This is a genomic window from Streptomyces sp. Mut1 (genome assembly GCF_030719295.1).
Classification (GTDB): Bacteria; Actinomycetota; Actinomycetes; order Streptomycetales; family Streptomycetaceae; genus Streptomyces; species Streptomyces castrisilvae.
Window position 1 is genome coordinate 2550298 of sequence record NZ_CP120997.1, and the last position, 22533, is coordinate 2572830.

General features: G+C 71.6%; 17 protein-coding genes and 1 pseudogene. 4 read left to right on the plus strand and 14 right to left on the minus strand.

All coding sequences use genetic code 11. The features are described 5' to 3' along the window. Positions 1-100: 100 nt before the first annotated feature. Entirely contained in the window at positions 101-1411 is a 1311-nt protein-coding gene (locus P8A18_RS10890; RefSeq protein ID WP_306053726.1) for an MFS transporter, read from the minus strand. Between the two features lie 376 nt (positions 1412-1787). Next, positions 1788-2689 (minus strand): annotated as a pseudogene (thpD, locus tag P8A18_RS10895) (ectoine hydroxylase). Positions 2690-3000: 311 nt separating this feature from the next. Here thpD and P8A18_RS10900 point away from each other — a divergent pair. Further along, on the plus strand, positions 3001-3576 hold the full coding sequence (locus P8A18_RS10900; RefSeq protein ID WP_306053727.1) for a CGNR zinc finger domain-containing protein: 576 nt from the start codon (positions 3001-3003) through the stop codon (positions 3574-3576). 827 nt (positions 3577-4403) lie between these two features. On the opposite strand, the gene P8A18_RS10905 is transcribed toward P8A18_RS10900, so the two are convergent. The 6 genes from P8A18_RS10905 to P8A18_RS10930 form a co-directional block, all read right to left on the minus strand. Continuing rightward, positions 4404-5435, minus strand: a complete 1032-nt coding sequence (locus P8A18_RS10905) for a LacI family DNA-binding transcriptional regulator (RefSeq protein ID WP_306053728.1) — start codon at positions 5433-5435, stop codon at positions 4404-4406. Positions 5436-5703: 268 nt separating this feature from the next. Next, a complete protein-coding gene (locus P8A18_RS10910; RefSeq protein WP_306053730.1) occupies positions 5704-7167 on the minus strand; it encodes a GH1 family beta-glucosidase in 1464 nt (487 codons plus the stop codon). Between the two features lie 127 nt (positions 7168-7294). Beyond that, on the minus strand, positions 7295-8215 hold the full coding sequence (locus tag P8A18_RS10915) for a carbohydrate ABC transporter permease (protein ID WP_306053731.1): 921 nt from the start codon (positions 8213-8215) through the stop codon (positions 7295-7297). Positions 8216-8230: 15 nt separating this feature from the next. Then, positions 8231-9229 carry a carbohydrate ABC transporter permease gene (locus P8A18_RS10920; RefSeq protein ID WP_306053732.1) on the minus strand — a complete coding sequence of 333 codons (999 nt, stop codon included), beginning with the start codon at positions 9227-9229 and terminating at the stop codon, positions 8231-8233. Positions 9230-9437: 208 nt separating this feature from the next. Next, positions 9438-10766, minus strand: a complete 1329-nt coding sequence (locus P8A18_RS10925) for an ABC transporter substrate-binding protein (protein ID WP_306053734.1) — start codon at positions 10764-10766, stop codon at positions 9438-9440. A gap of 588 nt (positions 10767-11354) precedes the next feature. Further along, entirely contained in the window at positions 11355-12059 is a 705-nt protein-coding gene (locus P8A18_RS10930; protein WP_371933658.1) for a FadR/GntR family transcriptional regulator, read from the minus strand. Positions 12060-12225: 166 nt separating this feature from the next. On the opposite strand from P8A18_RS10930, the gene P8A18_RS10935 reads away from it, so the two are divergent. Further along, positions 12226-14016: a 2-isopropylmalate synthase gene (locus tag P8A18_RS10935; protein WP_306053735.1), complete on the plus strand. Its 1791-nt coding sequence runs from the start codon at positions 12226-12228 to the stop codon at positions 14014-14016. 105 nt (positions 14017-14121) lie between these two features. On the opposite strand, the gene P8A18_RS10940 is transcribed toward P8A18_RS10935, so the two are convergent. The 3 genes from P8A18_RS10940 to P8A18_RS10950 form a co-directional block, all read right to left on the minus strand. Then, on the minus strand, positions 14122-15597 hold the full coding sequence (locus tag P8A18_RS10940; protein WP_306053736.1) for a glycoside hydrolase family 18 protein: 1476 nt from the start codon (positions 15595-15597) through the stop codon (positions 14122-14124). Positions 15598-15778: 181 nt separating this feature from the next. After that, complete coding sequence (locus tag P8A18_RS10945) at positions 15779-17200, minus strand: sensor histidine kinase (protein WP_306053738.1); 1422 nt, start codon at positions 17198-17200, stop codon at positions 15779-15781. Continuing rightward, positions 17197-17901, minus strand: coding sequence for a response regulator transcription factor (locus P8A18_RS10950; protein ID WP_306053739.1), 705 nt, complete (start codon positions 17899-17901; stop codon positions 17197-17199). The genes P8A18_RS10945 and P8A18_RS10950 overlap by 4 nt, the downstream gene beginning before the upstream one ends. A gap of 70 nt (positions 17902-17971) precedes the next feature. Between P8A18_RS10950 and P8A18_RS10955 the strand changes: the two genes are divergently transcribed. After that, a complete protein-coding gene (locus P8A18_RS10955) occupies positions 17972-18514 on the plus strand; it encodes a hypothetical protein (protein WP_306053740.1) in 543 nt (180 codons plus the stop codon). Positions 18515-18564: 50 nt separating this feature from the next. On the opposite strand, the gene P8A18_RS10960 is transcribed toward P8A18_RS10955, so the two are convergent. Further along, on the minus strand, positions 18565-19482 hold the full coding sequence (locus P8A18_RS10960) for a spermidine synthase (RefSeq protein WP_306053742.1): 918 nt from the start codon (positions 19480-19482) through the stop codon (positions 18565-18567). A gap of 78 nt (positions 19483-19560) precedes the next feature. Continuing rightward, positions 19561-19962, minus strand: a complete 402-nt coding sequence (locus tag P8A18_RS10965) for a hypothetical protein (RefSeq protein ID WP_306060821.1) — start codon at positions 19960-19962, stop codon at positions 19561-19563. Between the two features lie 256 nt (positions 19963-20218). On the opposite strand from P8A18_RS10965, the gene P8A18_RS10970 reads away from it, so the two are divergent. After that, complete coding sequence (locus P8A18_RS10970) at positions 20219-21583, plus strand: NsdA family TPR-like regulatory protein (protein ID WP_306053743.1); 1365 nt, start codon at positions 20219-20221, stop codon at positions 21581-21583. Between the two features lie 232 nt (positions 21584-21815). Here P8A18_RS10970 and P8A18_RS10975 read toward each other — a convergent pair whose 3' ends face one another. Continuing rightward, complete coding sequence (locus tag P8A18_RS10975) at positions 21816-22412, minus strand: histidine phosphatase family protein (RefSeq protein WP_018555778.1); 597 nt, start codon at positions 22410-22412, stop codon at positions 21816-21818. Positions 22413-22533 lie beyond the last annotated feature (121 nt).

The following is a 22533-nucleotide window of genomic DNA, read 5'->3' on the forward strand; positions in this document are numbered from 1 at the left end:
GTACGCCGTTGAAGGTGACGGGTGTTGACGCCGAATCCGGCTGGTCCTGAGCGGCCGGCGGGGCGCGCGGTCGGTACACCCGGGCCGCGCGGCCGTCCGCCTACGCCGTGAGGACTCCGCGGTTGTGACGGAGGGCCCACACGGTGACGGTGACGAGAACCGCTGCGATGACGGCCGTCGCCGCGACCGAGCCGGTGGCGGCGAAGATCCCACCGAATCCGGCCACACCGAGAGCCGCACCCACGGCGAGGCTCGTCTCCTGGAGAGCCGCAGCCCGTGCGACGTCCTTGGGCGGCACGCTTCCGAGCAGGTACGCGTCTCCGGATGCCATCGAGACCCCCACCCCCAGGCCGATCAGGAAACTGGCCGGCCACAGTCCGACGAAGGCCGCCGTCACCAGACCGACAGCGCACGCGGCCAGGCTGACCTGAAGCATGTGCACGGGAGAGAACCGGGACTGCAACCGGTGGAAGGTGAATCCTCCGAGCGAGACCCACAGCGCCAGAACCGAGATCGGCAGGACGGACAACAGCGAATCCGCCTGCGCGCTGAAGAGGAAGACCGATCCGGTGTAGCACGCCGAGCCGACGACGAGCGAGAGCGAACACGCGCCCAGCCGGGAGAAGGGGAGCATGCGCACATCGATGAGCGGGTCCCGCGAGCTAAGTTGACGCACGCAGAACACGCCCAGGATGACGCAGCCGGCGACCGTCGCCAGGACCCGTCCGAGGACTCCGCCGTGACTCTGCAGACCTGCCACGAAGAGCCCGAAGCCAAGAAGTGCCAGGGCCGAGGAGACGACGTCGATCTTGGCCGACACGGCCTGCCCCAGATCGATTCCGCGCAGCATCAGGGTCGCGAGCACTCCGCACACCACGGCGACCGCCGCCGGCAGCCAGAACAGCAGGGTGTAGGCGCCCATGTCGACGAACGCCCGGCCGATCAGGGGCCCAGTACCAGCGCCGATGCTGTACGTGGTGATCCACAGGGAGTAGCCCAGGGTGCGTTCCGCGGTGTGCGGCAGCCCGCCGATGACCGAGGCGACGCTGGAGACGATCAGCGCGTAGCCGAAGCCCTGTACGAACCGGGTCACCGTCCATGCCTCCGGTGAACCGAGCAGTGCGGGAGCGGCGCCCGCGATCGCGAAGACGAGGAGCCCGACCGCCAACGTCACGCCCGGGCCCAGGCGTGCGCCCAGACGCGACCCGAGGACGACACTCGCGGCGAGCGCGATCGTGTACCCGTCGATGAACCAGAGCCGCCACGAGTCGGTGAGCACCGGCAGGTCGTAGGCGACGGAGTTGAACAGGGTCGAGTCCACACCGCCGAGGAACATCGGGACCAGGAGCAGCGGGAAAAGTATTTTCTTGGGCACGGCGGACCGCGCCGGAGAAAGGACATCAACGGACATGGCAGACCTCGTCCCGGTAGGAATTCTGTGGCGAGTGGAGAAAGAGCGGGATCACTGCGAGGAAGCACGGCAGTCACTCCGGATCCACGGGGCGCCGAGTACCCCCTCCGAGTCGACGAAGAACCACCTAAGACGGTTCTACCATGCCCACACTTAGGGAGCAACCGGCCAGGGCGGTTCGCCGACCACCCTCCGGGCAGTGCGCCGGGCGAGGGGCGCGGTACGCACCGGACCTCCGTGCCGGGCCTGGCGGCGCACGCGGGCACACACCGCGGGCGGGCCAGGGCCGACTGGTCCTGGCCCACCCGCGGCGGGGAACTGGCGCGGCACGGCCCGGCCGGCTTCGCGACGGCCGCCAACGGCCGACGCCCGCCCGCTACTCGGCCTCGGCGGACGGGAACTCGCGGTTGCTGAGGTGCTGCGGACGCGGCTTGAGCGCGGCGAACGGGGCTTCCAGCGCGTTCTCCACGCTGTTGTACACAATGAAGATGTTCGAGCGCGCGAAGGGCGACAGGTTTCCGTTGGAGCCGTGGAGCAGATTCGAGTCGAACATCACCGCCGATCCGGCGGGGCCCGTGATCTGCTCGATTCCGTGCTTCTCCGCCATGTGCGTCAGGTGCTACCGGCTCGGGGAACCGACCGAGGGACTGGCCACACGCAGCGACTCCACGTGATAGTCCTCCGGCGTCTCTCCGACCGTGGGAACGAACGACTTGTGGGTGCCGGGCATCACCATGAGCGGACCGTTGAACGGGTGGTTCTCGGTCAGCGAGATCGAGACGCTGAACGCACGCGGCCGGCGCATTCCGTCCTCGGAATGCCAGGTTTCGAAATCGGAGTGCCAGTGGAACGGCGCACCGCCGAATCCGGGCTTGTAGTTGACCCGACTCTGGTGGACGTACACCTCCGAGTCGAGGACCTGCCGGGCGATATCGGTGAGCCGGGGCGACCGAAGGAGATCGGCGAAGAGTTCACTGACCTTCTCGACCTCGAAAACGGACCGCACCTGGTCCGAATCCGGCTCCAGGATCACCCGCTCACTCGCCCGCAGCACCGGGTCCTCGCCCAGTCGCTGCAGTTCGGCGAGGTACGTCTCGACCTCCTGGCCGGACAGCAGGTCGTCGAGGACCAGATAGCCACCGGACTCGTACCGGTTCAACTGTTCACTGCTCAGCGGGCCCGGGGAATTCCCCATACCGTCGGATCGACTCGCGGCTGGGGGACGGACTCACCGATGATCCGGGTCGGATACAGGTCGGGGCGCACAGTGGTACTCACGTGATGGTCTCCTTCGCGGGGTAGCGGTATTTCGGTTCACCCGTACCGGGGCCTGTTCTGCGAGGCGGCGAAAATGCGGGCACCGGGCCGCTCGGGCATTTCATCGCCCGCCTCTCGCCGGTTCGCGCTCCAGCGATTTCGATTCTGCGAGCTTTCCCGCGGCCAAGGGAAGAGCCGGCGGCGGGCCTGAACCGGGCCTGACCTGTTCAGGCCCGTCGGCGGCCGAGGAACGCCGCACCGGGCTCCGGGCGAAGGCTTCCGCGCGCCCACCTCACCTTGCCCGACCACGGGAAACCGGCTAAGATGGTTCCATGTCCGTTACATTCGTCCCTGAGTTCCGTCTCGGCAAGGTGCTGGCGACCAGCTTCACGGCGACCCTCACAGAGCGTCGCGGTGAGCCGGTGGAGCGGGTGCCCGTGCCCTCCCGGCTCGTGGACTGGCTGGCGGTCTACGGACTCGTGGTCGACTCCTGCTCCGATTCCCAGCTCGACCGCGCCCGAGAACTACGGGAATCGATCCATGCGGCCGCCACTGCCGTCGCGGAGCGGAATCCGATTCCCCCCTCGGCCGCCCGGGTCATCAACGACTGCAGTACGCACGGGCAGGCCTCTCCGGTTCTGACGGCCGAGGGGGGCTGGGAGTGGCGGCTGCGTTCCGGGTCTGTGGAAGATGCTCTCAGCGTGATCGCGGCCGATGCGATCAGTGTCATTTCGGGAGAACGCCCCGGAAAGATCGCCCTGTGCGCGTCACCGACGTGCCGCGCCGCGTTCTTCGACACCAGCCGGGGCCACACACGCAGATGGTGCGAGATGAACACCTGCGGCAATCGCGAGAAGAAAGAACGCTTTCTCGCCAGCAAACGCAAGAGCTCGAACCCAGCCGACTGATTTCGGAGCCCGGGTCCGCAGGCCGCGTCCCGCCGTCCTCCGCCACGGTGAGAGCGCGCGGAACCTCAGAGTTCCAGGCCTGTGTACCGCCTCGCCCTCCCTCTCCGCCGCCTTCAGTTCACGGTCGGCCCGTACGGGGAGGGGAACGGGAACAGGACGGGAAGGCCGTACTTCATGGTGCCTCTATGCATGAACCATTTCTGAAAGGCTCGAAGCTCAAGCTGCTCCTCGTGAGGCCGAGTCATCGGCTCGTGCAGAAAGGGGCCGAGTTGGGATTCCGCGTCCGTTTTCATCTTTCCCCCGGCGCTGTCGGGCCTGCCCGGAGGAGGCGCTCCGTGATTCACACCCTCAGCAAGATGAAGCAGCCCCGGCCCCAAGGCGAGGAGACGTACAGGGCGTGGGTGGGCCACACGTACATGTGTGACCGGTGCGGCCCCGGCCTGTGTCCGGATGGGGTGCGGCTGAGGCAGCAGTGGCGCCAGGATCGCCAACAGGCGGTACAGCCGTGATCTGCGTCGACTGCGATCGGGGGATCACGGGCGCGTACGTGGTGATCGCCGCAGGCGAGTCGATGTCGGCCGCGCGGCAGGATTTCCACGCCCACCCTCCGAAGTCGCCGGAGTGCCTGCCCCGCACCCGGCGCGGGCTGACGTTTCGCCGGGAGCTCGACCGGCATGGGTGACCTCGGGCGCCGCCGGAGGCGGAGTGGCAAAGCCCGGCGTCGGCACCCGGCCCGACCCCGCTGATGCCCTGCCCGCAACGCGGCCGATCGGGCGGACCGGGCACCGGCGGCCGCAGCCGGAAGGGGACGGAAGCCGCGCCCGCCCTCACGACGAGTCCCGGACCACCAGTTCCGTCGGCAGCACGATCTGCGGGCGCTCCGTGTTCTCGCCCGCGATCTGTTCGAGGAGAACCCGGGTCATCGCCCGGCCCATCTCCTCGATCGGCTGGCGCACGCTCGTCAGCGCCGGGTCCATGTGGCGGGCCACGGCGGAGTCGTCGAAGCCGATGAGGGCGACGTCGTCGGGGATGCGGCGGCCGGCCTCGCGCAGGATCTGGCGGGCGCCGGCGGCCATGACGTCGGACGCGGCGAAGACGGCGTCCACGTCGGGGCGGCGGGCGAGCAGGTCGCGCATGGCCTGGACGCCGCCCTCCTCGGAGAAGTCGGCGGGGGCGATCAGCCGCTCGTCCGGTTCCAGGCCGGCTTCGCGGATGGCCTGACGGTAGCCGTCCAGACGGCGCTGGGAGGCGTAGACGTCGAGGCGTCCGGTGATGGTGGCGATGGTGCGGCGGCCGCGCGAGACCAGGTGCTCCACCGCGCCGCGGGCTCCCTCGAAGTTGTCCGAGTCGACCGAGGAGAGGGGCTCGGTGGCAGATCTTCGGCCGTTCATCACGGCGGGCATGCCCAGCTGTTCGAGCAGGTCGGGCAGCGGATCGTCGGCGTGCACGGAGACCAGCAGCACGCCGTCCACCCGGTGCGCGGTCAAGTACTGGGCGAGCCTGCGGCGTTCCCGGTCGCTGCCGACGAGGGTGAGCAGCAACTGCATCTCGGTGTCGGCCAGGGCGGCGCCGACCCCGCGCACGATGTCGGAGAAGTACGGCTCCGCGAAGAAGCGGCTCTCCGACTCGGGAACGACGAGCGCGATGGCGTCCGTGCGGTTTCCGGCCAGGGCGCGGGCCGCGCGGTTGGGTACGTATCCCAGCTCGGCGACGGCCGCCTCCACCGCCTCCCGGGTGTGGGCGCTGACCCGGGGCGATCCGTTGATGACGCGCGAGGCCGTGCCCCGACCCACCCCCGCCCGTGCCGCGACCTCTTCGAGCGTGGGCCGGCCCCCGCTCCGTACTCGCGCTGCCGTCATGGCTGCCTCCCGTTCGCGGTCAATTTCTCACAGTCGGATAACCAAACCAAGTCCTGGTGTTGGTTCCCTTGACACTCTGCGGGACCGGTCGGCCGCTCCCCCGCTCCGTTCTATGGGAGCGCTCCCACTCTACGCGCGTGGTCAAGCGGGACGCACAGGCCGGGGCGCTGCGGGCGGCCGAAGGGGCACAAACGACCGAGACCCGGCACGGGTGCCGGGTCTCAGCGGGTCGGTACGGGTCAGGACGTACCGGAGAGGGACGGACGTGTCAGGCGCGGTCGCCCCGCGGGGGCAGGGCGTGGCGGCGGATCACGTCGGCGTACCAGTGGGCGCTGTCCTTGGGGATGCGGCGCTGGGACGCGTAGTCCACGTACACGGTGCCGAACCGCTTCGAATAGCCGTACGCCCACTCGAAGTTGTCCATCAGCGACCAGAGGAAGTAGCCGCGCACGTCCGCGCCGTCGGCCACCGCGCGCTGCACGGCGTCGAGGTGGCCGTGCAGGTAGGCGATGCGCTCGGGGTCCTGGACCCGGCCCTCGGGCGAGACGTAGTCGTCGAAGGCGGCGCCGTTCTCGGTGACCATGAGCGGGATGCCGGGGTGCTCCCGGGTGACGTCCATGAGGAGGTTGTAGAGCCCGTTGGGGTCGATCGACCAGTTCATGGCGGTGGTCGCCTTGCCCTCGGCGAGGTGGAAGGCGACGTGCTCCGAGCCGGGCCACGGCGAGAAGTCGCTCGCGCCGTGGCCGTCGTTGCGGGTGTCGCCCGCGCCCTCGCCGGGCGTGGAGACCAGGGTCGGCGTGTAGTAGTTGACGCCCAGGATGTCGACCGGGCGCGCGATGGCCTCCAGGTCGCCGTCCTGGACCAGCTTCGACCAGTCCACGACGTGCGCGGTGTCGGCGAGCAGGTCCTCGGGGTAGGCGCCGTGCAGCATCGGGCCGGTGAAGACCCGGTTGCCGACCGCGTCGATGCGGCGGGCGGCGTCCGCGTCCGCCGGGCTCGGCGTGAGCGGGCGCACCTGGTGGAGGTTGAGGGTGACCGAGGTCTGCGCGCTAGCGGGGAGTTGAGTGCGCAGAACCTCGATCGCCCGGCCATGTGCGAGATTGAGGTGATGGGCCGCCCGCAGGGCGGAGGCGGGCTCGGTGCGGCCCGGGGCGTGCACGCCGGAGCCGTAGCCGAGGAAGGCCGAGCACCACGGCTCGTTGAAGGTGGTCCAGGTACCGACGCGGTCGCCGAGGGCGCCCGCCATGATCGCGGTGTAGTCCGCGAACCGCTCGGCGGTGGCGCGCTCGGGCCAGCCGCCGGCGTCCTCCAGCTCCTGGGGCAGGTCCCAGTGGTAGAGGGTGGCGACGGGGGCGATCCCGGCCTCCAGCAGCTCGTCGACGAGCTTGCGGTAGAAGTCGAGGCCGCGCTCGACGGCGGGGCCGCGGCCGGTGGGCTGGACCCGGGACCAGGAGATGGAGAAGCGGTACGCCTTCAGCCCCAGCTGCTTCATCAGGGCCACGTCGTCGCGGTAGCGGTGGTAGTGGTCGGCGGCGATGTCGCCGGTGTCGCCGTTGCGGACCTTGCCGGGGGTGCGGCTGAAGGTGTCCCAGATGGAGGGCGTGCGCCCGTCCTCGGCGGCGGCCCCCTCGACCTGGTAGGCGGCGGTGGCCGCCCCCCAGAGGAAGCCCGTCGGGAACTTCGTGGCCTCGGGCGCCGGCTTCGGTGCGGTGTCGGGTCGTACGGCAGTCATGCGGGAGCGCTCCCAGGGAAGTGACGGACAGGGGCGGTGACAGGGTGGGGCTCCGGAGCCCGTACGGTCCGCGGGGCGGGCGAGGACCGTACGGGGCGTCCGGGACGGAGAAGCGGCGGGCGGGGGGTCAGCCCTTGACGGCGCCGGACATGATCCCGCCGACGATCTGCTTGCCGAAGATCACGAACACCACGAGCAGCGGCAGGGTGCTGATCAGCGCGCCGGCCATCACGATGCTCTCGTCGGGGGTGTAGGAGGCCTTCAGCTGGCCGAGGGCCACCTGGAGGGTGGGGTTCTGCTGGTTCAGGGCGAGGTAGGGCCAGAAGAAGTCGTTCCACGCCTGGACGAAGGTGAGCATGCCCAGCACCATCATCGCGGGGCGCGCCACCGGGAGCACGACGCTCAGCACGATGCGGAAGTTGTTCGCACCGTCGATCTTGGCGGCTTCGATCAGTTCGTACGGCAGCGCCTCGATCAGGTACTGCCGCATGAAGAACACGCCGAACGCGCTGACCAGAGTCGGGAAGATCACCGACTCCAGGCTTCCGCCCCAGCCGAGGTCGGCCATCATCATGAACAGCGGGACGACGCTGAGCTGCGGCGGGATGGTCAGGGTCGCGATGACCGCGGTCATCAGCGCGCCGCGGCCGCGGAATCGCATCTTGGCGAAGGCGTAGCCGGCCAGGGTGCAGAAGAAGAGCGTCGCCACCGTGATGCAGCCGGAGACGATGAAGCTGTTGACGATCGCCTTGCCCAGGTTCGCCTGCTCCCAGGCGGCTTCGAGGTTGTGGAACAGCCGTCCACCGGGCAGGAAGGGCGGCGTGGTGGCCAGGACCTCGTCCTGGGTGTGGGACGCGGCCACCAGGGTCCAGTACAGCGGCAGCAGCGAGCCGATGCCGACCACGGCCAGCGCGATGTAGGCGAACGGACCGCCCTTCAGCTGCTGACCGGCACCGGGCTTGAAACGGCTCGGGCGCTTCTGCGCGCGGTGCGCGGTGCGCACCGGGCGGACGGACCCGGGAACTTTGGTGGGGCTGGTGATGGTCATGGATATCGCTCCCGGTCAGACCGCGGATTTGCGTACGAAGCGGCCGATGAGCCAGTTGACCGCGGCGATGAGCAGCAGGAGGGCGAGCATCGCCCAGGCCACTGCGGCGGCCGGGCCGAGATGCCCCAGGTTCCAGCCGTAGTTGAAGAGGTAGATGCTGAGGGTCTCGTACTGGTTCTCGTTGCCGCCGATCGCGCCGAGCTTGCCGCCCTCCAGCAGCAGGGGCTCACCGAACAGCTGCATGGAACCGATGGTCGAGATGACGATCGTGAACAGGATCGTGGGCCGCAGCGAGGGGATGGTCACCTTGAGGAACTGCTGCCAGCGCGAGGCGCCGTCGAGCGAGGCGGCCTCGTACAGATCGGAGGGCACGGCCTGCATCGCGGCGAGGTAGATCAGGGTGTTGTAGCCGGTCCAGCGCCAGATCACGATGACGGAGATGGCGATCTTGGATGTCCAGTGGCCGTTGGCCCAGTTGGTGTCACCGAGTCCGACGAACTCCAGCACCCAGTTCAGCAGACCGCCGTCGGCCCGGAAGACCAGGGCGAAGACGAGGGCGGCCGAGGCCACCGAGGTGGCGTACGGGGTGAGAATGATCGTCCGCCAGAAGGTGCTGGCGCGGAGCTTGTAGTTCAGCAGGTGCGCCAGGCCCAGGGCCACGAGCAACTGCGGGACCGTCGACATGACACCGATCAGGAAGGTGTTGGTGACGGCCGTCCAGAACTCCGAGTCGTGCAGGATCTTGTCGAAGTTCTCCCAGCCGACCCACTCCATCCGGTCCAGGCCGGTCATCTCCACCCGGTGCAGGGCGATCCAGCCGGTGTAGATCAGCGGGTAGAGCCCGAAGGCGCCGAAGACGAGGAAGAACGGGGCGATGTAGGCGTACGGCGACGCCTTGTCATCGAACCGCCAGAGGCGGCTCCGCCACGTCTGCCGGCGGGTGTCCGCCGGCTTCCGCTGGGAGCCAGGAGGCGGCGGGGCGTATACGTCCCGGGTGGGAGACGAGGTGGCCACGGGCGGGATTCCTTCCCTGGAGTGCTTGAGTTACCCGGGTACGAGGCGGGGGCCGAGGACGTGTGCGGTGGGCTTCCACGGGGCGGCCGGGGAGGTACCCGGTCGCCCCGTGCAAGCCCGCCGGCAGACGTGCCCCGCGCGGCTCCGCACCCGCGGGACGGAGACGTGCAGGTGCGGGCGGCCCGGAGGCCGCCCGCCGCTGCGAACGTCAGCCGATCACCTTGTCGATCTTCTCCGTCGCCGCGTCCCACGCCTTGTCGGGCTTGGTTCCGCGCTGCTCCATGTTGTTGATCTGGGTGGAGATGGCTTCCTTGATGGCGGCGTCCTTCGGGCCGATGACGGCCTCGGGGATGGACTTGGCCTCGTCGGCGTAGATCTGCCCGATCGGGGCGTCGCTGAAGTACGGGAGCGTGGCGCCCTTCACGTCGGCCAGGTCGTACGCGCCCTTGTTGGACGGGAAGACACCGATCGCCTTGAAGACGGCGGCCTGCTGCTCGGGGGCGGTCAGCCACTTGACGAGCTTGCCGGCCTCCTCGACGTTCTTGCCCGACTTGGGCACACCGAGGAACGATCCGCCCCAGTTGGCGGCGGCCGAACCCGGGGCGGTGGTGATGTCCCACTTGCCCTTGTTGGCGTCACCGGCGGCGATCGAGATCTGTCCGGCCATCCAGGCGGGGCAGACCACGGTGGCCACGGTGCTCTTGCGCAGAGCGGCCTTCCACGGGTCACCGAACTGGGCGAGGCCCTCGGTCAGGCCCTTGTCCGCGGCCTCGGCCGACAGGTTCCAGCCCTGCTTGACGCTGGGGCTGTCCTTGTAGATCGCCTTGCCGCTCTCGTCGTAGTACTGCTTCGGGTTCGAGCTGACCACGGCGTTGAACATCGCGCTGGCGGAGTCCATGAAGTACGTCTTCGCAGGCGCGCTCTTCTTGAACTCCTCACCGAGCTTGAGGTAGTCCTCCCAGCCGCCGGAGATCTTGGCGGCGACCTCCTTGCGGTCGGTCGGCAGGCCGGCCTTCTTGAAGAGCTCGGTGTTGTAGCAGAGCGACATCGGCCCGATGTCGGTGCCCGCGCCGATCACCTTGCCGTCGGCCGTGGTGGCCTGCTTCGCCTTCCAGGACACCCACTCGTTGACGTCGATGACCTTGCTCAGGTCGGCGAACTGGTCCGCCTTCGTGTCGACGAGCTCCTTGATGCGGCCGACCTCAAGACCCTGGACGTCGGCGAGACCACTGCCCGCGTTCAGCTGCTGGAGCAGCTTGGGGTAGTAGTCCTCCTCCTTGGCGGTGGTCTCTTCCTTCACCGTGATGTTCGGGTGCAGCTCGTGGTACTTCTCGAAGAGACCGGCTTCCTTGTAGCCGAACTGGCCGAAGTCGGCGACGGTCAGCGTGATCTTCCCGTTCGCATCGGCGCCGGCACTGTCCGAGTCGTCCGAGTCGCTGCTGCAGCCGGTCAGCAACAGGGCCGTGGCTGTCAGGCCCGTGGTGGCCAGAACCGCGACTCTGCGGCTCCGACCGGCGGCGGTGCGGGTGATACGCATTCCACTACTCCTTGTTCCAGGGTGGGACTGGCTCACTGCGTGGCATACGCGCTGGTGAGTGCGGGTGCCGATGGGGTCGGGGGGAAGGACACGGGCAGTGCCGTTCACCTGAGAAATCCTCGGGCGATGTGGGAGCGCTCCCATGCGTCGATGTCGGAAGATTGCTGCCTGGGAGGGGTGGGTGTCAAGAGTTGAAGACGCTTCCGTTGCGCGAGCGTGTCCTGCAAGTCACGAGACCGTGTCCGGCCGAGGGCTTGCCAAAGCGGACCGGCGCAATATGCGGAAGCCGGAGTTCCCGAATTCCCGCAGGTGGGGGGCGTGTTGGGGAGGTGACATGGAGCCGCGGCCGAGGAAAACCGGCTGACCAGTCGGTTTTTCGGCATCCCCCGGAAACACTTTTCCGGGACCCCGAACTCCCCCCGGGGGCCCGCCGGGAAGTGAACGGGACACCGCGCGGAGAGGTCGCCGGAGCGCACTCGCGCGTTCTTTGCCCGAACTCGATGTCCGGATGGTGGCGGACGCGGGACCTCCCGCGGTGGCCGGAACCAAGTGGGCACGGTGGCCGAAACATTGCCCTGTGGCGAGCGGTCAGGCCGTACGCAGACGGGCCAGGGTGCCTTCAAGCTCCTCCTGGGCCGCCCGCGCCGCCGAGTCCGCGTCGCCCGCCACGACCGCCGCGACCAGGGCCCGGTGGCCCGCGTGACCGTGCCGCGGGTCCTCCCGGCGCAGCCCGAGCAGCTCCACCAGGTCGATGAGCCCCTGCCGCAGCGCGGGCACGAACTCCGCGAACAGGTCGCTCAGCACCGGGTTGTGCGCGGCCGCCACGACCGCCCGGTGCACGGCGATGTCCGCGTCCACGAAGCGGGCGTCGTCGGTTCCGGCGCCCGCCGCCAGCCGGGCGGTGAGCGCGGCGTCCAGGGCGGCCAGGTCCTCGTCGGTACGGCGGCGCGCGGCCAGCCGGGCGGCCTGGACCTCGATCAGCATGCGCACCTCGTAGACGTCGGCGACCGAGGCCCGCCGCAGCCGCACCGGCCAGTCCTCCACGGCGTCGGTGGCCACGACGAAGACGCCGGCGCCCTGCCGGGACCTGAGGAGGCCGAGCGTGGCGAGCGTACGCACCGCCTCGCGGACCGTGGAGCGGCCCACGCCCAGCTCCCGGGCGAGCGTGGTCTCGCCCGGGAGCTTCGTGCCGACCGGCCAGTGCCCCTCGGTGATCCGCACGCGCAGATGGCTGGCCGCCTGTTCGACGAGGGGACTGGGGCGGAGCGGGCCGAGCGAGGACACGTGGTTCACCTGTCAGGTTGTCTGAGGGGTTGCGTTCTGGTTACTGTACCGGCCATGACGTACCGCGGTCTCCTTCTTCTCGGCTGCCGCGGCGGGGCCTGAAGCGATCGGCACCCCGCCGCGGGGTGCCGTGCTGGGCCGGTCGCATCCGGCGATGCGAGAAGAGACACCGTTCATGCCCGACTCCATGTCCGCGGCCACGTCCGACGCCCGGTCACCCCTGCACGGCTTCCCCACGATCTGCACCCCGCGCGGCCCCGTGCCCGACGGCGCGCCCCGCTGGAACCCCCAGCGCTCCAGCTCCATGCCGTCACACCGCTACCGCTCCGCCTTCGACCGCGTCGAGATCCCGCTGACCGGCCGGAGCTGGCCGCAGGCCCGGATCGAACGGCCCCCGCTGTGGGTCCCCGTCGACCTCAGGGACGGCAACCAGGCGCTGGCGGAGCCGATGGACACCGCGCGCAAGCGGCGGATGTTCGATCTGCTGGTCGCGATGGGCTTCAAGGAGATCGAGATCGGCTACCCGTCCGCGAGCGGCACCGACTTCGACTTCGTACGGCACCTGGCGACGAGCGGGGCGGTGCCCGACGACGTCACGGTGGTCGTCTTCACCCCCGCCCGGCCGGACCTGATCGAGCGGACCTTCGAGGCGGTCGCGGGCATGGACCGGGTCGTCGTCCACCTCTACATCGCGACCGCGCCCGTCTGGCGCGAGGTCGTCCTCGGCCGCGACCGGGCCGGGGTGCACGGCGTGGTGCTGGAGGCCGCGCGGCAGATGGACCGGCTGGCGCGGGCCAGGCCCGGGGCCGACATCCGGTTCCAGTTCTCGCCCGAGGTCTTCATCCTGACCGAACCGGACTACATCCTGGAGGTCTGCGACAGCCTGACCGAGCTGTGGGACGCCTCGCCGGACCGCCCGGTCGTCCACAACCTGCCGGCCACGGTGGAGATCGCCACCCCCAATGTGTACGCGGACCAGATCGAGTACATGCACCGCCATCTGGCCCGGCGCGAGGCGGTGATCCTCTCCGTCCACCCGCACAACGACCGGGGCACGGGCGTGGCCTGCGCGGAGCTGGCCGTGCTGGCGGGCGCCCAGCGGGTGGAGGGCTGCCTGTTCGGCAACGGGGAGCGCACCGGCAACGTCGACCTGGTCAACCTGGCGCTCAACCTGCACGCCCAGGGCGTCGACCCGATGATCGACTTCTCGGACATCGACGAGATCCGCCGCACGGTCGAGCACTGCAACCGGCTGCCGGTGCCACCGCGCCATCCGTACGGCGGCGACCTGGTGTACACCGCGTTCTCCGGCACCCACCAGGACGCGATCAGCAAGGGCTTCGCCCACCGCGCGAGCGGCGACGCGAAGCTGTGGGAGGTGCCGTACCTGCCGATCGACCCGGCGGACGTGGGGCGTACGTACGAGGCGGTCATCCGGGTCAACTCGCAGTCGGGCAAGGGCGGCATCGCCCATCTGCTGCGCACCGGGCACGGGGTGGACCTGCCGGCCGGGATGCGGGCCGACTTCTCCCGTACGGTGCAGCGCGCGACCGACGCGAGCGGCCTGGAGGCCACCGGGGAGGACCTGTGGGACCTGTTCGAAGCGGCCTGTCTGGCCCCCGGGCGGGACGGGGCCGTCGCCCTGACGTCCTGGGCGGCGCAGACCGGGCCGGCCGGTGAGCACCGGTTCGTCTGCACGCTGCGGGTGGACGGCCGGGAGGCCGACCACGAGGGGACGGGCACCGGCACGGTCACCGCGTTCGCGGACGCGCTGGCGGCGGCCGGGGTGGAGGTGGCCGTCCTCGGTCTCACGGAGCAGGAGCCGACGGGGCCGGCCGGGGTGACCACGGCGTACGCGCGCTGCCGGGTCGGCGGCGAGGACAGCTGGGGCGCGGGCCGGGACGTCTCGGGCGTCGCCGCCTCGGTGGCGGCCGTGCTGTCGGCGGTGAACCGGGCGCGGGGGTAGCGCCACCGGCGGACGAAGGGGGCGCACCCCGGCCGGGGGTGGGGGGAATGGGGACCGGCCGGGATGCGCGGGGGGAGATGGTTCGTGGGGTGACGGGGGGCGTGGTTACTTGTAGGCGCCGAACGCCTTCGTGAAGGCGAGGGGCTCCTGCGTGATGGAGCTGCACGTCGCGTCGGCGGCCGGCTTGGCGCCGCCCGCGCACTCCTTGTCCCGGGTGCCCGACCACATCGCGAGCCGGGCCAGCCCCTTCTCCTTGGCGAAGGCGACCAGCTGGGTGGCGTCCTCGACCTGGAAGACCTCGGTGCTGACGTCGTTCACCCCGATCATCGGGGTGACGGCGACGGCCTTCCACGCGTCCGCGTCGGAGAGCCCGAGCACGCCCTTGATCTGGGCCTGGGTGGCGGTGGCGGCCTGGACGGCGTACGTGCCCATGTCGCCGCTGTAGGAGGCGCCGTAGTCCATCGCCATGATGTTGACGGCCCCGACGTCCACGCCGTTCTTCTTCGCGTCGGCGACGAGGTCGACGCCGGGCTGGGTCAGGCCCTCGGGCATCACCGGCAGGGTGAAGGAGACGTCCAGACCGGGGTGGGACTTCTGGAGCTGGGCGATGGCCTGGGCGCGGCGGGTGTTGGCGGCGGCGTCGGGCAGCGCGCCGCCCTCGATGTCGAAGTCGACCTTGGTCAGCCCGTAGGTGTCGACGACCTTGCCGTAGGCGGTGGCCAGGTCCGCGGCCGAGGTGCAGTTCAGCGCCAGCTCGGAGCCGGCGGCGCCGCCGAAGGAGACCCGGACGTCGCCGCCCGCCGCGCGCAGGGCGCCGATCTGGGAGGCGACCTGGTCGTCGCCGAGGCCGGTGACCCCGCCCCAGAGCGGGGCGCAGCCGCCGCCGGAGGTGATGAAGGCGAGGTTGAACTCCTTCACCCCGGTCCTGGAGGCGGTGTCCAGCAGGTCGTACGCCGGGTAGAGCGAGGTGTCGACGTACGGGGCGAAGCGGGCGCCGCTCGCCGTGCCGCCGCCGTCGTCGGTCCCGGTGGGTGTGGGGGTCGGGGTGGGAGTGGGCTGCCCGGTGGGCTCGTCGGTGGGGGTGTCCGTGGGGGTGGGGGTCGCGGTCCCGGTGGGGCGGCCGCTGGGTTCGGGGGTCGCCCCGGTGTCGACGGAGCACTTCTGGCCGTCGATGAGGCAGCCGGTGGGGTCGGCGGCCGTGCCGTCGGAGCTGGTGACGAAGCCGATGGTGACGGAGGCTCCGGCGGCGAGCTCCTTGTCCCAGTCGGCGGGCCCGACCGTGACGTGGCCGCCGCTGACGGTGTGCTCACCGTTCCACAGGGAGCTGAGCCTCGTGCCCGCCGGCAGGTCGAATTCGAGCGTCCAGTCGCTCTTGGCCCGGTCGGTGTCGTTGGTGACGACGTACTGCCCGGTGTAGCCGCCGCCCCAGCCGCTGGTCCGGGTGTAGGCGGCCCCGACCGCCGCGGCCTGGGCCGTGCCGTTGAGGGCGAAGACCGTTGCGCCGATCACGGCCGCGGCGACGACGGCGCCGACCGCCTTCGTCCTGGTGCCCACCGTGCGCCGGTGCGTGCTGGTGCCCATCGCGTTCCTGCCTCGTCATACGGAAGTGGGGGATGCGGGAGCACGCTAGCGCCAGCGAAAGGGGCAAACGGGGTGATCCGGACCGGAGTTGATGTTCTTAGGGTTGGCTTAAGGGGCGCATCGGCCGCCCTAAAGGTTCGGCCCGCCCGGGGCACGGAACGGCCCGGAACGGGGCCGGCGCTCAGGCCACGCCCCGGGGGCCGCGCCGCTTGGCCCCGCGCCGCTGCCGGCCGACCCGGTGGCCGCGCCCGCGCCGCTCGGGCCGCTGCCCGTCGAGCCCGATCCAGACCCGCACCTCGGTGCCGCCGAGCACCGAGCGGCCGATGCGCACGTCACCGCCGGTGGACTCGGCGACCCGGCGCACGATGTCCAGGCCGAGACCGGTGGAGCCCACCTCGCCCCGGGCCCGGCCGCGCCCGCTGCCGCCGCGCGCCAGGGCCGCCTTCGGGTCCGCGATGCCGCCCCCCGCGTCCGAGACGAGCACGATCACCGCGTCCCCGCTGTGGTGCACGTCGACCGCGAAGGCGGTGCCCTCCGGCGTGTGCCGGAAGACGTTGCCGAGCAACGCGTCGAGCGCGGCGGCCAGTTCGGCGCGGGCGACCGGGATGCGTACCGTGCGGTCAACCCCCGCGAGGCGCACCTCGCGGCCCTCGTCCTCGGCCAGCGCGGACCAGAAGGCCATCCGTTCGCGGATCACCTCGCCGGCGTCGCAGCCGGCCCCGGGCCCGCCCGGCTGGGTCTGCGGGCGCTGTTCCCGGGCGGTCCTGATGATCGTGTCGACCTCGCGCTCCAACTGTTCGACGGCCGCCCTGGTCTGCTCGGCGGCCGGGCCCTCGCCGAGGGACGCGGCGTTCAGCCGCAGGACGGTGAGCGGGGTGCGCAGCCGGTGCGAGAGGTCGGCGGCGAGTTCCCGCTCGTTGGCGAGGAGCTGGACGACCTGGTCGGCCATGGAGTTGAACGCGACGGCGGCGGAGCGCAGTTCGGCCGGGCCCTCCTCCCGGACCCGGGTGCCGAGCCGCCCCTCCCCCAGGTCGTGCGCGGCGCCCGCGAGGCGCCGGGCGGGCTCGACCATGCGGACGCCGAGGCGGTCGGCCACCGCGACCGAGCCGACGATCAGCGCGATGCCCACGCCCGCCAGCATCAGCCAGGCCGTGGCGACCCCGTGGGAGACCTCGTCGTCGGGGACGAACACCTCGACGACCGCGATGCCGCCGGAGCCCAGCGCGGTCGGCTGGAGCAGCACCGAGCCGCCGGCCACCTCGGTGACGGCGGCGCGGCCCGAGGTGCGTACGCTCTCCAGGTCCTCGCCGGTGGCGCGCCCGCGGCCGATGTCCGCCGCGGCGCCGTCCGCCTCGCCGGAGGCCGGGATGTGGACGGCCATCCGGCCGGCCGCGCCCGGTTCGGTGGTGAGCACGGCCGTTTCGAGCTTGGTCCGGTCGGTGGTGATGGAGAGGGTGGGGCCGATCGTCGCGGCCTGGCGTTCGGCGTCGGTGAACGCGCGGTCGCGGGCCATCTCCCGGACGACGAGCCCCAGCGGCACGGCGAAGGCGATCACGACCATCGCGGTGACGGCCACGCAGACCTTGACCAGGGCCCATCTCATGCGGGCCGCTCCGGGGCCGGTGGCTGGAGCTTCACGCCGACGCCGCGCAGGGTGTGCAGATAGCGGGGCCTGGCGGCCGTCTCGCCGAGTTTGCGGCGCAGCCACGAGAGGTGGACGTCGATGGTCTGGTCGTCGCCGTAGGACTGCTGCCACACCTCGGCGAGGAGTTCCTTGCGCGGGACGACGACGCCGGGGCGCCCGGCCAGGAAGGTGAGCAGGTCGAACTCACGGCGGGTGAGGTCGAGTGCGGTGCCGTCGAGTTCGGCCTGCCGGCGCAGCGGATCGATGGCGAGGCCGCCGACCCGGATGACGCGCGGGGGCGGTGCCTCGCCGCCGGCGGACCGGGCGCGGCGCAGCACGGCGGCCATCCGGGCCGAGAGGTGTTCCACGGAGAACGGCTTGGTGAGGTAGTCGTCGGCGCCGTCGTTGAGGAGCCGGACGATCTCGCTCTCGTCGTCGCGCGCGGTCGCGATGATGACGGGGACGTCGGTGATGCCGCGCAGCATCTTCAGGGCCTCGGAGCCGTCGAGATCGGGCAGTCCGAGGTCGAGTATGACCAGGTCGAAGCGGAAGTGGGCGACCTCGCGCAGGGCTTCGAGGGCGGTGCCGACGCTCCGTACGGTGTGGGAGGCCTCCGTCAGGTGCCGGATGAGGGCGGATCGTACGAACTGGTCGTCCTCGACCACGAGCACACTGGGCATGGGCGGCACCGTACGCCATCGGGCCCGTGCGGGGGTGTCGGGTCCCTCGGGTTCGTGGTGCAGGATATTGATGATGCAACGAGGTCTCGTACACGCGCTGGCGTGGTCGCTCGCCACCGGCGGGGCGGTCGCGGTGTCCTGGTGGGGCGTGCACGCCGTACTGGCGGGGACGGTGTACGACCCGCCGCGAGCGGTGCCGGTCCAGGCGCCCGCCTCGGAGCCCCTGACGTCCTCCACGCACCGCCCCGCCCCGTCCCCTTCGGCCTCGCCGGCCCCGTCGCCCCGGGCCACCACCCCGAAGCCGGCCGCTTCCCCGTCCGGTGCGCCGTCGCCGTCGCGCACCCCGGCGAACACGCCAGGTCCGGCGTCCGGGGCCACCGCGTCGGCCGGAACGGCGAAGAGTTACGCGACGGACGGCGGCCGGATCGTGTTCGAGATCGGCGCCGAGTCGGCGCGGCTGGTGTCCGCGACCCCGGAACCGGGCTGGTCGGTGCGGGTCTGGGCGAACACGACGTGGATCAGGGTGAACTTCGCCCGGGACGACGGCACGACGGTCTCCGTCTACTGCACCTGGAACGACCACGCGCCCCTGGTGGACATCGTCACGTCATAGGGCCGGTCCGGCGGGGTCAATCGTCACGTCATCAGGCCTGCCCGGCGGGGTCAGTGGAAGGCGGACGGGGGCGGCGGCGGTGACGGGCGGGCGTCCGCGTCGTGGACCGGGGCCGCGCCGCCGGTGAAGTCGGCCAGCGCCCGCCCGTGTTCGACGCGTCCGGGATGCGGATCGGTCGCCACCCGGCGGGTCAGCTCCGCGGTCTTCGGGGCGGTGTCCGAGGCGAGCAGGACGGCGTTGCCGAAGCGGCGGCCCCGCCACACCGTGGGGTCGGCGGCGAGGGCGAGTTCGGGGAAGACGGTGGCGGCGGTGGCGATCTGGCCGCGCAGGTGGGCCAGCGGCGGCCCGTCCGCGAGGTTGGCGACGTAACTCCCGCCGGGCTTCAGGACGCGGCGCACCTCGGCGAGGAATTCGGTGGTGGTGAGGTGGGCGGGGGTGCGGGCGCCGCTGAAGACGTCGGCGATGACGAGGTCGGCCCAGCCGTCCTGGACCTTGCCGAGCCCGGCGCGGGCGTCGGTGGCGCGGACCCTGATCCTGGCCTGCGGGTCCAGCGGCAGTTCGCGGCGCACCAGTTGGACGAGGGCGGCGTCCGCCTCGACGATCTGCTGGGTGGAGCGGGGCCGGGTGGCGGCGATGTACCGGGCGAGGGTGAACGCCCCGCCGCCCAGGTGCACGACGTGCAGCGGCTGCCCGGCGGGGGCGGCCAGGTCGGCGATGTGACCGATCCTGCGCTGGTATTCGAAGGAGAGGTACTCCGGGTCGTCCAGGTCGACATGGGACTGCGGGGCGCCGTCGATCGTCAGCGTCCAGGCGCGCCGGCGCTCCCGGTCGGGGACGAGTTCGGCGAGGCCGCCGTCGACCTGCTCGGAGACGTCACCGGCCGCTGCCCGGCCGCGGGCCCCCTTGCGGTCGGCCCTGCGGTCCGCGCGCTGCTTGCGGTCGCCGCCGGCCGCTCCTCGACGTGCCACTGCTTCTCGCCCTGCTCACTGCTCATCGCGTCCGGTGACGGGCCGATCGGTGCGACCCGCCGTCCGGCCATTATGAGCTCAGCAGCAGTTGTCGGCCGCCTCGATCAGCCGGGCCGCCTGGTCGAGCGCGGCCCGCAGCACGGCCGGGTCGGTGACCGGGATGTTCTCGGCGGGCGGCAGCAGCCAGCCGCTGCCGGAGACCGGCGGCTCGGCGGGGATGCGCAGCCCGCGACCGTCGGTCCGCGTACAGGCGCTGCCCGGTACGTCCCAGCCCTGGGCGGTGCCGGGCGGCACCAGGAACCCGAGGGTGTCGCAGGCGCCGTCGTGGATGACCGGGCCCACGGCCTCCTGGTCCGCGCCCCGGCGCAGGATGTCGACGGCCTCCAGACCCTGCCGGGCGGGCACGGTCACCAGATCACAGGGTTCGTCGGCGGGTGCTGTACTGCTGGCCGTCGCGGTCGTCCGCGAGCCGGTCGCCATGTCGACATGCAACAAGGGACCTCTCCTCTCATCGCCGGGGTGGAGCCGGACTCCGTCTCCGCATGGACCAACGCCCCAACCGCGTCAAGGGCTACGGTGCAGCACCGCCGCAAAGGGTGGCAGTTCATGGCGGATCGCGGGCGAGATGCCCGGTTTATAGGGAAACGCTGCGTGTGTGCCTCATCACAGCGGGTACGTTCTTGCTCCGCCGGGACCCCGGAAACGACGCCCGGCTCGCACCAGAGAGGGCCCCGCCATGGTGTCGACACGGGCAGTTCCCAACCTCGCGTTCCGGCGGCTGCGCGGCTCGCGCTCCGCCGGGGAGTTCGCCGCGGCGGTACGCAGGGCCGCGCGCGAGATCGGCGAGCAGGTCGCGTGCGACGCCCGGTACATCGGACGCGTGGAGTCCGGCGAGATCCGCTGTCCCAACTACGCGTACGAGCGGGTCTTCCTGCACATGTTCCCAGGGGCGTCCCTGGAGGACCTCGGCTTCTCGCCGCGTGCGTCGGTACGCGGCCGGGCGGCGAGGCCCCCCGCCGACGTCCCGCGACCCCCGACTGCCCCGCTGCTCGCGCCCGGCAGCGACACCGACGAGGAGTGCGACGTGCTGCGTCGCGTATTCATGACGAGCGGCACCACCGCGGTGGCCTCCGCTTCCCTGGGCCTGGGCCTCGGCGGCCCGGCGTCCGCTTCCCTGCCCACGCAGCGCCGGTTCGGCGAGGCGGAGGTGAGCGCCGTCGAGAGGGCGGTGCGCGAGATCCGGCTGCTGGACGACCGGCACGGCGGCGACCGGCTCTACCGGCGTGCCGCGCAGCCGCTGCGGGCGGCGTACGCGCTGCTCGACGCCGGGACCGCGAGCCGGGGCGCCACGGCGGACCGGCTGCACTCCGGGGCCGGTGAGCTGGCCATCTCGGTGGGGTGGCTGGCCCATGACTCGGCCCGCTTCGAGGACGCCCGCTCCCACTACGCGGAGGCGCTGGCCACGGCGCGGGTGGCCGGGGACGCGGCCCTGGAGGCGCACGCCTTCTGCAACGCGTCGTTCCTGGCCCGCGACACGGGACGGCCGCGCGAGGCGGTACGCGCGGCGGAGGCGGGGCTGCGGGCCGCCCAGCCGCTGGGCTCACCCCGGCTGCGGGCGCTGCTCACGCTGCGGGAGGCGGGGGGCCGGGCGGGGCTCGGGGACCGCACGGGCTGCGAGCGGGCGCTCGGACGGGCGCACACCGCGTTCTCGCGGGGGCCGTCGGGGGCGGACCCCGAGTGGATGAGCTTCTTCCGCGAGGCGGAGCTGGAGATGCTGGAGGCGCAGTGCTGGGCGGCGCTGGGCGAGTGGTCGCGGGCCGCGCGGCACGCACGGCGGGCGGTGCGGATGCAGGACCCGCACTTCACCCGGAACCTCGCTCTGTACCGGGCCGAACTCACCGTGGACCTGGCCCGCGCGGGCCTCGCGGAGGAGGCGGCGGCCACGGGCCACGAGGTCCTGGACCTCCTGGAACAGGTCCGGTCCTCACGCATCCGCACGATGCTGACGGACGCGGTGACGGTCCTGGAACCGCGAGGGCGGGGCGCGACGGACATCCAGGACTTCGTGGACCGCCACCGAGCGGCGACGTCCGCCACGTAACGCCTGGGCCCGGCCCCTTCCGGCCCGTCCGGCGTTCGAGGACGGGACCGGCGCGCCGGAAAACCCAGCCCGTCCGGCGTTCGAGGACGGAACCGTTACCCCGGAAAACCCAGCCCGTCCGGCGCTTGAGGACGGAACCGTTACCCCGGAAAACCCAGCCCGTCCGGCGCTTGAGGACGGAACCGTTACCCCGGGCCGGGCAGGGCTTCCGGCGCACCGGTCCCGGGCGGGCTCACCGCTCAAGGTGCCCCGTGTCGTTCCAGCGCTGGATCGCCGGTGCCCCGTACGCCCAGCCGAGGACGGAGAGCGACGTCGGGGCCAGCCAGATGCGGGCGCCGAAGGAGATGTCCTCGCCCAGCCACCGCGCACCCAGCGCCCGCAGGATGTGGCCGTGGGCGAAGACCAGCACATCGCGGTCGGCCGAGCGCGCCCAGTCGACGATCTCGTCGGCGCGGGCGGCGACCTCGGCCGGGGTCTCCCCCTCCGGCACCCCGTCGCGCCAGATGAACCAGTCCGGCCGCCCCGCCTTGATCTCGGCCGGCGTCATCCCCTCGTACGCCCCGTAGTCCCACTCCATCAGCGCGTCCCACGGCTCGGCCCGGTCGCCGAAGCCGGCGAGTCCGCAGGTCTCGGCGGCCCGTACGAGCGGGCTGGTGCGGATCTCCAGGCCGGACAGCCCGTCCCACGGCCCCCGGTGCAGCCGCTCGCCGAGCAGCTTGGCCCCGTCCCGGCCGGCGTCGAGCAGCGGAATGTCCGTCCTGCCGGTGTGCCTGCCGTTGAGGGACCATTCCGTCTGCCCGTGCCGGGCGAGCAGGATGCGCGGTGCCATAAGAGGGTTCTCCCGAAAAGCTGAGACCTGAGATGCGGAATCTGAAATCTTGGTACGGAGCGGAGCAACGGAGCAGAGACGAACGGATCGTCCGGTTTTCCATCATCCCGCACCTGCCCGC